The 13,412-nt window shown below is 69.9% G+C and carries 16 protein-coding genes; 7 read left to right on the top strand and 9 right to left on the bottom strand.

Going from position 1 to position 13,412, the window contains the following annotated elements:
• Positions 1-26 precede the first annotated feature (26 nt).
• Entirely contained in the window at positions 27-509 is a 483-nt protein-coding gene (locus tag AC16DP_RS26920) for a ribosome maturation factor RimP (RefSeq protein WP_329732534.1), read from the bottom strand.
• Positions 510-724: 215 nt separating this feature from the next.
• Between AC16DP_RS26920 and AC16DP_RS26915 the strand changes: the two genes are divergently transcribed.
• The 6 genes from AC16DP_RS26915 to AC16DP_RS26890 all read left to right on the top strand — a co-directional run bounded on the left by AC16DP_RS26915 (position 725) and on the right by AC16DP_RS26890 (position 6,856).
• Positions 725-1,528 (top strand): carbon-nitrogen hydrolase family protein, encoded by an 804-nt coding sequence (locus AC16DP_RS26915; protein WP_329732533.1) that lies wholly within the window; start codon positions 725-727, stop codon positions 1,526-1,528.
• Positions 1,529-1,626: 98 nt separating this feature from the next.
• Complete coding sequence (locus AC16DP_RS26910; RefSeq protein WP_329732532.1) at positions 1,627-2,073, top strand: FecR domain-containing protein; 447 nt, start codon at positions 1,627-1,629, stop codon at positions 2,071-2,073.
• Complete coding sequence (locus AC16DP_RS26905; RefSeq protein ID WP_329732531.1) at positions 2,070-2,951, top strand: LysM peptidoglycan-binding domain-containing protein; 882 nt, start codon at positions 2,070-2,072, stop codon at positions 2,949-2,951. The genes AC16DP_RS26910 and AC16DP_RS26905 overlap by 4 nt, the downstream gene beginning before the upstream one ends.
• An 18-nt stretch (positions 2,952-2,969) precedes the next feature.
• Complete coding sequence (locus AC16DP_RS26900; RefSeq protein ID WP_329732530.1) at positions 2,970-4,670, top strand: HD domain-containing phosphohydrolase; 1,701 nt, start codon at positions 2,970-2,972, stop codon at positions 4,668-4,670.
• Positions 4,671-4,767: 97 nt separating this feature from the next.
• On the top strand, positions 4,768-5,100 hold the full coding sequence (locus AC16DP_RS26895; protein ID WP_329732529.1) for a DUF971 domain-containing protein: 333 nt from the start codon (positions 4,768-4,770) through the stop codon (positions 5,098-5,100).
• Positions 5,101-5,122: 22 nt separating this feature from the next.
• Positions 5,123-6,856, top strand: coding sequence for a serine/threonine-protein kinase (locus AC16DP_RS26890; RefSeq protein WP_329732528.1), 1,734 nt, complete (start codon positions 5,123-5,125; stop codon positions 6,854-6,856).
• A gap of 19 nt (positions 6,857-6,875) precedes the next feature.
• Here the strand turns inward: AC16DP_RS26890 and AC16DP_RS26885 are convergent, their stop codons facing one another.
• The 5 genes from AC16DP_RS26885 to AC16DP_RS26865 all read right to left on the bottom strand — a co-directional run bounded on the left by AC16DP_RS26885 (position 6,876) and on the right by AC16DP_RS26865 (position 10,585).
• Positions 6,876-7,493, bottom strand: a complete 618-nt coding sequence (locus AC16DP_RS26885) for a ClpXP protease specificity-enhancing factor SspB (RefSeq protein ID WP_329732527.1) — start codon at positions 7,491-7,493, stop codon at positions 6,876-6,878.
• A 30-nt stretch (positions 7,494-7,523) separates the two neighbouring features.
• A complete protein-coding gene (gene smpB / locus AC16DP_RS26880; protein WP_329732526.1) occupies positions 7,524-8,006 on the bottom strand; it encodes an SsrA-binding protein SmpB in 483 nt (160 codons plus the stop codon).
• Positions 8,007-8,019: 13 nt separating this feature from the next.
• A complete protein-coding gene (gene panC, locus AC16DP_RS26875; protein ID WP_329732525.1) occupies positions 8,020-8,874 on the bottom strand; it encodes a pantoate--beta-alanine ligase in 855 nt (284 codons plus the stop codon).
• A 3-nt stretch (positions 8,875-8,877) separates the two neighbouring features.
• The gene (gene panB, locus AC16DP_RS26870; RefSeq protein ID WP_329732524.1) at positions 8,878-9,774 is read right to left on the bottom strand and encodes a 3-methyl-2-oxobutanoate hydroxymethyltransferase; all 897 of its coding nucleotides are present in this window, start codon (positions 9,772-9,774) and stop codon (positions 8,878-8,880) included.
• A gap of 166 nt (positions 9,775-9,940) precedes the next feature.
• Positions 9,941-10,585: a deoxynucleoside kinase gene (locus tag AC16DP_RS26865; protein ID WP_329732570.1), complete on the bottom strand. Its 645-nt coding sequence runs from the start codon at positions 10,583-10,585 to the stop codon at positions 9,941-9,943.
• A 206-nt stretch (positions 10,586-10,791) separates the two neighbouring features.
• On the opposite strand from AC16DP_RS26865, the gene AC16DP_RS26860 reads away from it, so the two are divergent.
• The gene (locus AC16DP_RS26860) at positions 10,792-11,067 is read left to right on the top strand and encodes a hypothetical protein (RefSeq protein ID WP_329732523.1); all 276 of its coding nucleotides are present in this window, start codon (positions 10,792-10,794) and stop codon (positions 11,065-11,067) included.
• Positions 11,068-11,101: 34 nt separating this feature from the next.
• Here the strand turns inward: AC16DP_RS26860 and AC16DP_RS26855 are convergent, their stop codons facing one another.
• From AC16DP_RS26855 to tsaD, 3 genes are read right to left on the bottom strand one after another with little or no spacing between them, the layout of a single operon-like run.
• Positions 11,102-11,500 (bottom strand): hypothetical protein, encoded by a 399-nt coding sequence (locus AC16DP_RS26855; protein ID WP_329732522.1) that lies wholly within the window; start codon positions 11,498-11,500, stop codon positions 11,102-11,104.
• Positions 11,501-11,559: 59 nt separating this feature from the next.
• The gene (gene rsmA, locus AC16DP_RS26850; protein ID WP_329732521.1) at positions 11,560-12,390 is read right to left on the bottom strand and encodes a 16S rRNA (adenine(1518)-N(6)/adenine(1519)-N(6))-dimethyltransferase RsmA; all 831 of its coding nucleotides are present in this window, start codon (positions 12,388-12,390) and stop codon (positions 11,560-11,562) included.
• A gap of 20 nt (positions 12,391-12,410) precedes the next feature.
• Positions 12,411-13,409 (bottom strand): tRNA (adenosine(37)-N6)-threonylcarbamoyltransferase complex transferase subunit TsaD, encoded by a 999-nt coding sequence (gene tsaD, locus AC16DP_RS26845; protein WP_329732520.1) that lies wholly within the window; start codon positions 13,407-13,409, stop codon positions 12,411-12,413.
• Positions 13,410-13,412: the final 3 nt, after the last annotated feature.

Below are 13,412 nucleotides of genomic sequence, written 5' to 3'. Positions count from 1 at the left end.
CGAGGGCGCACCCTGTATGTGGACTGCTAGAACTCGAACTCCAGATTGGCCTTGGCGATGTCCTTGAAGGAGATGCGGAAGCTGCCCGCCCCTTCCACGTCCACGGCGATGGCGTCGGCCGCCACCTCGGTGAGCGTTCCGGTGAAGTTCTTGCGCGGCGGCTCCCCGATGGGACCAAAGGTCTTCACCTTGACCTTCTGGCCCTTCACCCGCTCGAAATGCGCGGGCTTCTTCAGGGGCCTGTTCACACCGGGGCTGGAGACCTCCAGGCTGTACTCGTGGGGGACGATGTCCTCCACGTCCAGCACCGTGTCCACCGCCCGCGAGACCTGCGAGCACTCGTCCAGACCCACCCGTCCACCCGGCTTGTCGATGAACAGGCGCAGGATCCAGCCCTCGCGCTCGCGGAGGAACTCCACCTCGAGGAGCTCCAGCCCCTCGCCCGCAACGATGGGCTCGAGCAGCTCCTGCGCCCTTGCCTCCACCGTTTGCTTGATGTTCTCCGCCATAGGCCGCTTCGAAAACTCCGGACTCCAAAAACACGAAAAGCGGGCGCGACGGCCCACTTTTCGAGGAACTGCGTCGAAAAATGTCGGCGGCGTCCGTAGCACACGCCACCTCGGGGTGTAAAGGATGACGCACCCCTTGTCCTGACATCCAACAGTCCCCCCAGGGGTAGGGATTCCCGGGGTTTCCGTGGACGGGGACCGGTTATAACGCCCCCATGCACCTCATTGCCGCAGCCCAGATGGTGTCCACCGCGGACAAGGCCCACAACCTCGAATCGGCCACCCGGCTCGTCCGGCGTGCGGCCGACCTGGGAGCCCGGCTGGTGGGCCTGCCCGAGAACTTCAGCTGGATGGGTCCAGAAGCCGAGCGCACGGGTGCCGCCGAGACGCTCGAGGGGCCCACGCTCTCGCGCATGGCCGAGCTGGCACGGGAGCGGAAGGTGACACTGCTGGCCGGTTCCATCCTGGAGACGGGCGCCCCGGGCGGCCGCCTCTACAACACCACCGTCCTCTTCGGGCCGGACGGCGCGCGGCGGGCCGTGTACCGGAAGATCCACCTCTTCGACGTGGACGTGGGTGACGGGACGCCCTACCGCGAGTCGGAGGCGGTGGCCCCCGGCAGCCAGGTGGTGACGGCGGACACGGAGCTGGGCCGGCTGGGCCTGTCCATCTGCTACGACCTGCGCTTCCCCGAGCTGTACCGGCGCCTGGCCCAGGAGGGCGCGACGCTGCTGGCGGTGCCGGCGGCCTTCACCCTCATGACGGGCAAGGATCACTGGGAGGTGCTGCTGCGCGCGCGCGCCATCGAGAACCAGTGCTACCTCTTCGCCCCGGCCCAGGGCGGACGGCACTCGCCCCAGCGCGTCACCTGGGGCCACGCCATGGTGGTGGACCCGTGGGGGCTGGTAACGGCCCGGGCGTCCGAGGGCGAGGGGCTCGCCGTGGCACCGGTGGATCCGGAGCTGCTCGCCCGTATCCGCAAGAATCTGCCCTGCCTGCAACATCGACGGCTGGACTGAACCGACCGAGCACTTGTGACCAGCCCCCTGGGTCCCGGGTCCATTCCCCGTTACACTGGAGGACCGGAACCTCTCTCGTGAAAAGACGCTGGTCCTCTATGGTGTTCGTCCTCCTCGGGACTTTGTCGGTGGGCTGTCCCGCCGATGAGAAGCCCGTGGCCCCGGTGCAGGCACCGGCCGCGCCGCCTCCGGTGCGCCGTGCCCAGCTCAAGGGCCTTCAAGGAGATGTGAAGGTCAAACGCGCGGCGGGAGACGAATGGCTCCCCGCCCAGGAGGGCATGCCCCTCTTCGAGAACGACAAGGTACGGACCGTGGCTGGTGCGGGAGCGCAGATCGTCTTCGCCAATGGAAGCATCGTGAACCTGGGCGACGACGCGCTGATCGGCATCGCGGAGACGCGGCCCAGGCCCGGGCAGGAGCGCACGGACCTGACCGTTCTCCGCGGACGGGTGGACGCCGAGATGGAAGATCCGGCACGCCAGTCCCTGTCCGTCACCACGCCAGCGGCCACCGTCCGGGCCGGAAGGGAGATCGTGTTCCAATGAAGGCGTCCCTCCTGCTCGCATTCCTGATGCTGGCGCCCACCGAGGTGGTGGTGCGCGATGGAGAGTCCCTCGCCGAGGTGGCCCAGCGCACGCTGGGAGACCGCGGGGGTGCCAGTGAGCTCAAGGCGCTCAATGGATTGAAGGACAACGCGGTGGCGCCGGGCACGAAGCTGAAGCTGCCCGGGCCCAACCGCGAGCTCGCCCAGCGCTCGCTGACGACGGCGCGCAACGCGCTGGCCCAGGCGGACACGCAGGCGGCCAGGCGCGAGGAGGCCGCGGCCAAGCTGAAGGAGGCCGAGGCCTACTTCCAGGGTGCGCGCTACGACGACGCCGCCCAGGCCGCCGATGGTGCCTGGAAGCTGGTGGCGGCGACACAGCCCACCGCCTTCACCGTGAACGTGAACGACAAGGGCATCACCACCGTGGAGTCCCGCTCCGGCCAGCCGGTGCGCGTGGAGGCCGAAGGCGTCACCCGTCCCGTCTACCCCGGCGAGAGCGTGCGCGTGGAGAAGGGCCAGCCGCCGCCGATGCCCCGGGCGCCGCTGGCCGTGCCCCAGCCCACCTCCCCCGCCGACAAGCTGAAGCTGACCGTGCAGCCCGCCAAGAGCGGCCCGAGCCCCGTCACCCTCGCGTGGAAGCCGGTGGAGGGCGCGGAGGGCTACGAGGTGGAGCTGATCCCCGCCCGCGGGGAGAAGCGCACGCTGCAGGCCAGCGCCCACCAGCTCCGCGTGTCGCTGAGCGCGGGCGCCTACCGCTGGAGCGTGCGCGCGGTGGCCCGCGACGCCCGCTCCGAGGCCTCGGCCGAGCAGGGCTTCGAGGTGGCGGAAGCGCCGGCCAGGCCCATCAATCTCCAGGTGCAGCCCTCGAAGTGGAAGTAGCGCGGGAGGCGCGTCCCCATGCGGCTCTTCAAGACCATCCTCTTGTTGATGCTGGTGGCCAGCCTGGTGCCCACCGTGATGGTGGGCCTGCTGTCCGTGTCCGACACGCGCGAGCTGCTGGTGCGCGACGCCCAGGAGCTCACCCAGGAGCGCGTCAAACAGCTGAAGCTGAAGGTGGAGGGCTTCCTCGCCGAGCCCACGCGCGCCGTCATGGGCATGGCGCGCGTGCCCAACTTCTTCGCCCTGCCGCTGGAGCAGCAGCAGACGTACCTGCGCGCGGTGCTCAACCAGAGCCGCGAGGTGCAGGCCATCACCCTCTTCGGGCCCGAGGGCAAGCGCCTCCCCGGACTGCAGGCCTTCGCCGTCAGTGACGTGCCCCCCACCGCGCTCGCCGAGCACGAGTCGCGCGCCGTGGCCCTGCTGGAAGGGCTCGCCGGCCTGCACTTCGCGGACGTGGTGTGGCGCCCCAGCGGCGAGGCCGTGGTGACGTTCGCCTTCCCCGTGGGCGAGCCCGTCAAGGGCTACATCGCCGCGGACGTGTCCCTGGTGGAGCTGCAGACCATGCTCGTCCAGGAGCGCGTGGGCAGCACCGGCTTCGTCTACCTCGCCGATGCCAAGGGCCATGTGCTCGCCGGCGGCGGCGGACTGGTGGCCGGCCAGGACGTCTCCCACCGGCCCGTGGTGTCGCACCTGCTCAAGGGCGTGGCGCGCTCCCCGGACACCGACATCCTCCACGTGGGCAACTTCGCCGAGGGCGACGAGGCCGTCGTCGCCGCCTACGCCACCCTCGCGGACCCCCACTGGGCCATCGTCTCCGAGCAGCCCGTGGCGCTCGCCTACAAGCAGGTGGAGACCATGGAGCGGCGCCTGCTGCTCACCGTGCTCGCCGCCACCGTGGTGGCCCTCGCGCTCGCCGCCTTCTTCTCGCGCAGCGTCACCCGCCCCCTCAAGGGCTTCATCCAGGGCGCCCTGCAACTGGCCCAGGGCAAGTTCGGCCTCGAGGTCAACGTCCCCCAGAAGAACGAGCTCGGCGATCTGGCCCGCACGTTCAACTACATGAGCAAGCAGCTGCTCGCGTACGACCACGAGAACCGCGGCCTCTACGAGAGCCTCGAGCAGGGCTACCTGGAGACCATCGTCGCCCTGGCCAACTCCATCGACTCCAAGGACTCCTACACCCGCGGCCACAGCCAGCGCGTGGGCGACGTGGCCGTGGAGATCGGCCGCGAGATGGCCCTGTCCGAGCGCGAGCTCAAGCAGCTGCAGTTCGGCGGCATCCTCCACGACATCGGGAAGATCGGCATCGTCGAGTCCATCCTCTGCAAGCAGTCGCGGCTGACGGACGAGGAGATGACCATCATGCGCGAGCACCCGGCCATCGGCGACACCATCATCAAGCCCATCAGCTTCCTGCAGGCCATGCGCTCCTGCGTGCGCAGCCACCACGAGCGCTGGGATGGCACCGGCTACCCGGACAAGCTCGCCGGCGAGGACATCCCCCTGCTGGCCCGCATCGTCGCGTGCGCGGACACCTTCGACGCCTGCACCTCCACCCGCCCCTACCAGAAGGCCATGCCCCTGGAGAAGGCCATGGAGATTCTGGAGAACCTCAGCGGCAAGCAGCTGGACCCGGCCGTGGTCTCCGCCCTGCGCCGGGTGCTGGAGAAGAAGGGCGTGCGCGTCGAGGGCCACCGGCTCCCCGTGAAGCTCGCCTCGTGAGCGCCTCTTCAGCGCCTCGACGGGCTTCCCCTCCCCCACCGGTGCGCTGGATGGTAAGCAGGGCGCAGCGATGTTCTGGCCCTGAAAGGGGAACCCCTTGAGTTTCTGGGATCGAATCAAGCCCACCGAGCGCCCCGTGTCCGCCACGGAAGTGACGCTCTCTCCGGACAACACCCGGCTGAGCCTCGTCTGGGAGGACGGGGTGAAGACGGGCGCCACCGCCCAGGTGCTGCGCCAGCAGTGCCCGTGCGCCGGGTGCGTGGACGAGTGGACCAACAAGCGCACGCTGGACCCGGCCCGGGTGCCCGCGGACGTGCGCATCACCCAGCTGCAGCCCGTGGGCAACTACGCCCTCACCTTCGTCTTCAGCGACGGCCACGGCACCGGCATCTACCCCTGGAAGCTGCTGCGCGAGATCACCCTGCCGTGAGGCCGGGCGCGTGGAGGAACGCATGAACGAGTCCCGCTACCGTCTGCTGCGCCCACTGGCCATGGGGGGCATGGCGGAGCTGTTCCTCGGCGTGGCGCGCGGCGCGCAGGGCTTCGAGAAGTCCGTGGCCATCAAGCGCATGCTGCCGCACCTGGCCAGCGAGCCCACCCTCGCGCAGATGTTCCTCGCCGAGGCCCGGCTGGCCACCCACCTCCAGCACCAGAACATCGCCAGCGTCTACGACGTGGGCACCAGCCCCGAGGGGCTCTTCATGGTGATGGAGCTGGTGGACGGCTGGGACCTGGGCGTGCTGCTGCGCCACGCCCAACGCCGCGGCCAGCGCTTCCCTCCCCACCTGGTGGCCTTCATCGGCTCCCAGACGCTCGCGGGGCTCATCCACGCCTACCGCCGCCTCCACAACGGCCGCCCCGTGCTCACCGCCCACCGCGACATCTCGCCCTCCAACATCCTCGTCTCCCGCGAGGGCGAGGTGAAGGTGACGGACTTCGGCATCGCCCGCCTCGAGGGCGTGTCCATGGGCACCCAGCCCGGCACCTTCAAGGGCAAGCTCCCCTACGCCGCCCCCGAGACGCTGCGCGGCGAGCCGGCCAACGCCTCGAGCGATCTGTTCGGGCTCGGCATCGTCCTCTACGAGCTGCTCGCCGGACGCCACCCCTTCGGAGATGGCGCTGGGGATCCCATGGCCTTCGCCCTCGCCATCACCCAGCAGGAGCCCGCGCCCCTCACGGACATCCCCGCGCCGCTCGCCGCGGTGGTGGCGCGCGCCATGGACAAGACGCCCGAGGCCCGCTTCCCCCGGCCCGAGGACATGGCCGAGGCCCTCGCCCGCTACCTGTCCCAGGCCGGTGAGCCCGCCACCTCCCAGTCGCTCGCCACGTTCATCGCCAGCCTCTCGCCGCCCCTCACCCTCGTCGAGCGCGCACAGGCCGCGGAGTCTCCGGGAGCCAGCGGCTCACAGCCGGGCGTCCTCGAGCCCACCGTCCGCCGCCCCTCGCTGTCCACCCGGTCCGTGAATCCCCCCTCCTTCGAGCTGCAGCACGAGGAGAACGAGGCCGTGCCCGGTGGACCCGCGCTCAGCATGAGCGGCCGGCTCGTCCTCCCCACCGCCGAGGCCCCCGCCGCCGCGCCCGTCTCCGCTCCCGCGCCCACTCCGGCCCGGGGCCGGGAGTTCCGCTGCGCCCGCTGCAACGCGCCCCTCGCCTCGGCCCATGCCCCGTGCGACCGCTGCGCCCGCGAGCTCTCCCCGGGGCTCTCCTCCCTCGCCGAGGACCTCTCCTCCGTGCCGACCACCCTGCCCACCTCGCGGCGCTCGGTGCTGGACATGAGGGAAGACGAGCTGGAGCTGGAGGAGCGTGCCCCGAAGCAGGAGACGGCATACGAGGAGCCCAAGGCCCGCATGCAGTGGGGACGTCCGGTGGCCATCCTGGCCACGCTCCTGCTGCTGGGCGGCGCCGCCGTGGTGGGCTACCCCTCCCTCCGGCCCCTGCTCACCCGGCTCTTCTACTCGGTGACCCCCAAGCAGACCCTGCCCATCCTCGCCTTCCAGAGCCAGCCCGAGGGCGCCACCGTCTCCGTGAACGGCCAGGTCATCGGCACCACGCCCCTCGTCATCGACAACACCTACGCCACCGGCCAGAAGGTCCCCTTCCAGGTGACCCTCAAGGGCTACAAGTCCCGCAAGGGCACCTTCACCGGCGGCGAGCCCGTGTCGATCGACCTCCAGTTCGAGCGCTGAGGCGCGGGAGGGCCCGCGCTCACTTCACCAGGCGCAGGTGGCCCCGCCTCGGTCCGGGTGGCGGCTCGTCCCGGGGCCCCTCGGCCTCGACGGGGCTCGGCGCGGGAACCGGGGTGGGTGCCGACACGGGGACGGGGGCCGGCGTGGAAGCCGGAGCAGGAGCAGGAGCCGGAACCGGAACCGCCGCCACGGGCTCGGGCGACTCGTCCTCCGGCCGCCCCACCTCGCGCAACACCGTCCGGGGACGCGCCTCCGCCGCCGGGGCCGACTGCTCCGTCACGCTCTCCGGCACCTTCGTCGTCACCATCGTCTGCTGGATGAGCTCGGCCGGCATGTCGTCCGGGTACATCCAGAATTCCTTCGTCAGGTGGCTGGTGATGGCGAACAGCGCCGACCACGGCACCGCCACCTTGAAGCGGCTCCCCGAGAAGCTCAGCGTGCAGCGCACGCCCCACTCGCCCACCGTCAGGTCCGGTGGATCGAACCGGTAGGACAGGTTGAGGCGCAGGTGGGACTCAGTGCGCAGCGATGGCGGGACGAGCACCCCCGGACGGCGCGCGTCCAGGTGGATCATCACCATGCCCTTCTCGAGTGCGGCCAACAGCCGCGCCTTCTTCTCAGGACCTTTCTTGTCCATCGACGTGCGCTAGCGGACGAGGGGGGCGTTTCAGCGACGGCGCATCGCCCGGTCCATCTCCCGCTTGGTCTCCCGTTCCTTGATGTCCTGCCGTCGGTCCTCGTGCGTCTTGCCCCGGCACAACCCCAGCTCCACCTTCGCCCGGCCGTTCTTGAAATACAGCAGGAGCGGGATGATGGAATAGCCTCGCTCCCGAACCTTCGTGATCCACCGGTCGATTTCCTCGCGGTGCATCAACAGCTTGCGGCCGCGAAGAGGCTCGTGGCTGAAAAAACTGGAGGGGTTGTAGACGCCGATGTGAGCGTTGAGCAGGTACAGCTCGCTGCCCTTGGGCAGGGCGTAGGCGTCCGAGAGGTTGGCCGTCCCCGCCCTCAACGCCTTCACCTCGCTGCCCGAGAGCGACAGGCCGGCCTCGACCTTCTCGTCCACGGTGTAGGCGGCTCGCGCCTTGCGGTTCTCGGCGATGATCTTGATGCCGTCACCCGTCCCGCCCTTGCCCTTGCCTGCCGCCATACGCTCGTGTCCCCTAGCCTCCGATGGGCTGGTTGTCGATCAGCCGTGTGGAACCAACGAAGGCCGCCACCAACAACCGCGCCGTCTGGCCCGGACTCACGGCCGGCAGCGGGGTCAGCGAGGTAGCGTCCACCAACTCGACATAATCCTCTCGGAGGCCCGCTGCCTCCAATTCGCGACGCACCGCGGCGACCAGGGCCGGCGTCTCGCGCGTCCCGCTCCGGCACAGCGCCTGGGCCGCCGCCAGGCCCCGCGACAGGGCGAGCGCCCGCTGGCGCTCCTCGGGGGACAGGTAGGCATTGCGCGAGCTCATCGCCAGCCCGTCCGCCTCCCGCACGGTGGGCATGCCGATGATTTCAACTCCAAGGTTCAGGTCGCGCTCGAGGGCGCGGATGACCTGGAGCTGCTGGTAGTCCTTCTCGCCGAAGAGGGCGAGCTGGGGCTTGAAGAGGCACAGCAGCTTCGTCACCACCGTGGCCACGCCGCGGAAGTGGCCGGGCCGGCGCGCACCGCACAGGCCCTGGCTCACCTGCTCCACGTCCACGTACGTCTGGTAACCCGGCGGGTACACCTCCGCCGGAACGGGGGCGAACACGGCCTCCACCCCGGCGCTGGCGCATCTGGCCAGGTCCCCCTCCAGATCCCTCGGATAGCGCGACAGGTCTTCCTTGGGACCGAACTGGGTGGGGTTGACGAAGATGGAGGCCGCGACGACGCCGGCGCGCGTGCGTCCCTCGCGCATCAACGAGACGTGCCCCTCATGCAGGAAGCCCATGGTGGGCACCAGCGCCAACCGGCGCCCCGAGCGGCGGACGGACTCCGCCCACGCGGCGGTCTCGGCAACGGTACGAAGGACGAGCGGGGCCATGGGCTAGACCGGTGCTCCGTAGACGGGGCCCATCTTCTCCGGCTCGGCGGACGCGTCCGTGGGCTCCGGCGTGGAGGCCACGAGGCGGATGGGCTTGGACTTGAAGGAGTGCTCCTCGTCCGGGAAGGTGCCCGCGCGGACCTCGGAGAAGTAGGCGCCCGCGGCCTCCGTGATGGAGCCGTGGAGGTTGGCGTAGCGCTTCACGAACTTGGGCTTGAAGTCCGGGTTCATTCCCAGCAGGTCGTAGCAGACCAGCACCTGGCCGTCGCAGTATTTGCCCGCGCCAATGCCGATGGTGGGGATGGACAGCCGCTGCGTCACCTGACGCGCCAGCTCCAGCGGCACGCCCTCGAGCACCAGCGCGAAGCAGCCCGCGCGCTCCAGCGCGATGGCGTCCTCGAGAATCTTGCGCGCCGCGTCCTCGTCGCGGCCCTGCACCACGTAGCCGCCCATCTTGTGCACCGACTGCGGCGTGAGGCCCAGGTGGCCCATGACGGGGATGCTCGCGCGGGTGATGGCGGAGATGACGTCGGCGAACTCGGCACCGCCCTCGAGCTTCACCGCGCCCACCCGGCCCTCCGCCACCATGCGGCCGGCATTGCGCACCGCCTCCTCCACCGACACCTGGTAGCTCATGAAGGGCAGGTCGCCCACCACGAGCGCCCGCTTCGTCCCCCGGGCCACGGCGGCCGAGTGGTACACCATCTGGTCCATCGTGACGGGGAGCGTGGAGTCGTGGCCCTGCACGACCATGCCCAGGGAATCTCCCACGAGCAGCACGTCCGCTCCGGCTTCATCGAAAACACGGGCGAAGGTGGCGTCGTAGGCCGTGACCATGCAGATCTTCTGGCCGCTCTGCTTCAGGCGCTTCAGCGTGTGGATGGTGACCTTGTCCTTCACGGTTCACCTCCTCTGGGGATAGGGGTTCAACGTCCTGCCGGTGCATGCATGGACGCCTCTCGCCGTCCCCGAGGGGATCGCCGGAAGCGGCCACCGAGTCACACTCTAACGCCCTTGGGAGCGCCGCGGGGGGCTTCTTGAGGGCAGGCAGGCAGCCGAGCCCCGCTCAGAGGCGCCTGGCGCTCTGGGGGTGGTAGTGGTGGGTCCCCTGACGCGCCCGGTCGATGGCGCCCATCAGCCCCTTCAGGTCGTCCTCGTTGTGCACGAAGTCGATGTCCGAGGTGTCCACCACCAGCAGCGGCGTCTCCGTGTAGCGCGAGAAGAAGTCGTTGTAGGCGTGGACCAGCTCCTCCAGGTAGCCGGCGTCGAACTGGCGCTCGAACTCGCGGCCCCGCTTCTTGATGCGGTGGAGCAGCACGTCCAGGCGCGCCTGCAGGTAGATGACCAGGTCCGGCCGTGTCACCCGGGGGGTGAGGGCCTCGAAGACCCGCTCATAGAGCGACAGCTCGTGCGAGCCCAGCGTCAGGCACGCGAAGATGCGGTCCTTGGCGAACAGGTAGTCGCTCACCGTCACCGAGTTGAACAGATCCGGCTGGAACAGCTCCTGCTGCTGCTGGAAGCGCGAGAGCAGGAAGAAGATCTGCGTCTGGAAGGCGTACTTCTGCCGGTCCTCGTAGAAGTGGGCGAGGAAGGGATTCTCCTCGTATTTCTCGAAGACACGCCGGGCGCCAAAACGCTCGGCCACGAAGTTGGAGAGACTCGTCTTACCGACGCCGATGGGCCCCTCGACCACGATGTAGCGGTTGTCCATCCGCTTCGAGACCTCCGACTGCACGAGAGCCGCGCTCCGGTGGGGGGAACTCCGGCCGGAACGGGGCGCGGAATAGAGCACGGGAGTGACGGCCGGGCAATGATCGCGCTCCCTTCCGGCTCGCCACGCTTGACGGCCCGATGAGCGTCCACTACCAGGGACGCACGCGCGGTGCGGAAAACGCCAACGCGCGGGGACCGAGGGAGATGAATCGACGGCAGCGGGCGAAGACGGTCATCGAGCTGGAGCCACGCCGGGCCACGTCCACCGAGACGTCCCCAACACGGGCCGTGGAGCCGGATCCACTCTACGGTGTGGCCCTCCTGAAGACGGCCCTGGAGCTCAAGCGGCGCAAGGACGGCACCCCGGAGGAGATCCTCCGCGGCGTGCTGGCCCGCATGCGGCTGTCCGAGGACGAGTTCCGCGCGTGGCTGTCGCAACAGGGCGAGCTGGCCAAGGTGCTCGGCGGCGGCGGCGAGTAGTCCTGAGCCCTTCCCGCGCCCTTCCCGAGCCCTCTCAACGCGAGGCCACCCAGGGCTGGAGCGCCGCGTCCACCGCGCTCCCCAGTGACTTGCAGAAGGCGTACTCGGTGCGCAGCCGCTCCACGGGCGTGGCCGCCTCGAAGCGCCGCGTCTCGAAGAAGAGCGCGTACACCACCTTGTCCGCCACCTTCGAGCGGATGCCGAGGTACTCGCCCTGCACGTCCATCTGCGGCAGGAGCATGCGATCCAGGGAGCGGTAGACCCGGGCCATGTCCTGGGTCGCTCCCACGAAGGTCTTCTCGTCGAGCAGCGGGATGGGGCTCGGATCGCCCCAACGCAGCAACACCACCCCGTCCGGGCGGGCGAACACCGCGTACACCACGCCGAAGCGGTTGAGCACCGGCTCCAGCTCATTGATGGGCAGGGGCGTCATCCATCCTCTCCGAGCCGCTCTAGCGTTAACACCAGAGCGGGCCGGACGCCAAATTGCCGCTACCTCGTCACGGGACCGAGCGCCCGCTCGATGGCGGCGAACTCCTCGGACGAGAGCGTCTCCGCTCGCCGCGTCGGATCGATGCCCGCCGTCTGCAGCGCCTGGTGGAGCTGCTCGCTCGTCCCCAGCGACTTGTCCGACTTGAGCGAGTTGATGAGCGTCTTGCGGCGCTGGGCGAACCCCGCCTTCACCAGGCGGATGAAGCGCGCCCCGTCCACCACCGGCGCCAGCGGCGCGGGACGGCGGATCAGCCGCAGCACCGCCGAGTCCACCTTGGGCGGCGGATGGAAGCGGTGGGCGTCGATGTCGAAGAGGTTCTCCGAGGTGAAGTAGAGCCCCAGGATGGCGGTGAGCAGGCCGTAGTCGCGCCCACCCGGCTCCGCCGCGAGCCGGTCCACCACCTCCTTCTGCAGGGTGAAGACGGCGCGCGTCACGTGCTCGCGCTGCTCCAGCACCTGGAAGAGGATGGAGCTCGTCAGGTGGTACGGGAGGTTGCCCGCCACCTTCACCTCGGGCACGCCCGCCACCTTGGCGAAGTCCACCGTGGCCGCGTTGCCGTCCACCACGCGCACCCCGGGGATGGCCTCCTTCTCCAGGACGGCGATCATGTCCCGGTCCTTCTCCACCGCGGTGACGCGCGCCTTCGTGGCGGCGAGAAAACGCGTGAGGTGCCCCAGGCCCGGACCCAGCTCCACCACCGGCTCGCCCTCGCGCAGCTCCAGCGAGTCGGCGATGGCCTCCAGGATGTCCGGGTCCCCCAGGAAGTTCTGCCCCCAGCTGTGCTTGGCCCTCAGGCCGTGGCGCTGGAGGATGTCACGTGGCGTATCCACTCTCTCGGCTCCCTTCACCTTCACATGCGCCAGGCCGGGTCCGCGGACAGATTGAAGTCCCCGCGAAGTCCCCGGCGCCAGGCCTCGTAACCGGCCACGGCGATCATCGCGCCGTTGTCCGTGCACAGCCGCACCGGCGGCAGGTACAGATTCAAGTGGCGCTCCTTCGCGCGCTCCAGGCTCAGCGAGCGCAACCGCGAGTTGGCCGCCACGCCCCCGCACACCACCAGGTTCTTCAATCCCAGCCGGCGCGCCGCGGCGACGAACTTCTTCGACAGCGCGTCCGCCACGGCCTCCTGGAACGAGGCGCACAGGTCCGCCAGCGCCTGCCCCTCGGGCACGCCGTGCTTGCGCACGTGCTGCGCCACCGCCGTCTTCAGCCCCGAGAAGGACCAGTCGAAGTTCTCCGCCCCGGGCAGCGCGCGGGGGAAACGGATGGCCTCGGGGTCGCCCTTCTGCGCGAGCTGATCAATGGGCAGCCCGCCCGGGTACGGCAGGCCGAGGATGCGCGCCGTCTTGTCGTAGGCCTCGCCCGCGGCGTCGTCGCGGGTGCTGCCCACCAGCCGGTAGCGGCCGTAGTCCTGCACCTCGTAGAGGCTGGTGTGGCCACCGGACACGACGAGCCCGAGGAACGGAGGCTCCGGCGCGTCCTCCAGCAGGCGGATGGCGAGCAGGTGCCCCTCGAGGTGGTTGGCCCCGACGAAGGGGATGCCCGTGGCGAGGCTCAGCGACTTGGCCACCTGCACGCCCACCAGGAGCGCGCCGATCAGGCCGGGCCCGGAGGTGACGCCAATGAGGTCCACGTCGTCGAGCGTCTTGCCGGCCCGGGTGAGGGCCTCGTGCACGACGGGCATGACCTGCACCACGTGGTTGCGGCTGGCCAGCTCCGGCACCACCCCACCCCAGCGCCGGTGGATGTCCACCTGGGTGGAGACGACATCGGAGAGCACACGCCGGCCGTCCTCCACGAGGGCGGCGGCGGTCTCATCACAGGAGGTTTCGATTCCGAGTACGAGCAAAGG

The organism is Archangium sp., from assembly GCF_057119385.1.
Note: the sequence above shows the minus strand (reverse complement) of the source record. Positions and strands in the feature narration are given on the sequence as shown.

What these genes read in the sequence shown, in the direction of transcription:
- AC16DP_RS26890 (WP_329732528.1), top strand. Translation starts at nt 5,123, where the DNA reads ATGAACGAGTCCCGCTACCGTCTGCTGCGCCCACTGGCCATGGGGGGC.
- AC16DP_RS26920 (WP_329732534.1), bottom strand. Translation starts at nt 509, where the DNA reads ATGGCGGAGAACATCAAGCAAACGGTGGAGGCAAGGGCGCAGGAGCTG.
- AC16DP_RS26885 (WP_329732527.1), bottom strand. Translation starts at nt 7,493, where the DNA reads ATGGACAAGAAAGGTCCTGAGAAGAAGGCGCGGCTGTTGGCCGCACTC.
- AC16DP_RS26860 (WP_329732523.1), top strand. Translation starts at nt 10,792, where the DNA reads ATGAATCGACGGCAGCGGGCGAAGACGGTCATCGAGCTGGAGCCACGC.
- panC (WP_329732525.1), bottom strand. Translation starts at nt 8,874, where the DNA reads ATGGCCCCGCTCGTCCTTCGTACCGTTGCCGAGACCGCCGCGTGGGCG.
- AC16DP_RS26910 (WP_329732532.1), top strand. Translation starts at nt 1,627, where the DNA reads ATGGTGTTCGTCCTCCTCGGGACTTTGTCGGTGGGCTGTCCCGCCGAT.
- AC16DP_RS26905 (WP_329732531.1), top strand. Translation starts at nt 2,070, where the DNA reads ATGAAGGCGTCCCTCCTGCTCGCATTCCTGATGCTGGCGCCCACCGAG.
- AC16DP_RS26900 (WP_329732530.1), top strand. Translation starts at nt 2,970, where the DNA reads ATGCGGCTCTTCAAGACCATCCTCTTGTTGATGCTGGTGGCCAGCCTG.
- AC16DP_RS26865 (WP_329732570.1), bottom strand. Translation starts at nt 10,585, where the DNA reads ATGGACAACCGCTACATCGTGGTCGAGGGGCCCATCGGCGTCGGTAAG.
- AC16DP_RS26855 (WP_329732522.1), bottom strand. Translation starts at nt 11,500, where the DNA reads ATGACGCCCCTGCCCATCAATGAGCTGGAGCCGGTGCTCAACCGCTTC.
- smpB (WP_329732526.1), bottom strand. Translation starts at nt 8,006, where the DNA reads ATGGCGGCAGGCAAGGGCAAGGGCGGGACGGGTGACGGCATCAAGATC.
- AC16DP_RS26915 (WP_329732533.1), top strand. Translation starts at nt 725, where the DNA reads ATGCACCTCATTGCCGCAGCCCAGATGGTGTCCACCGCGGACAAGGCC.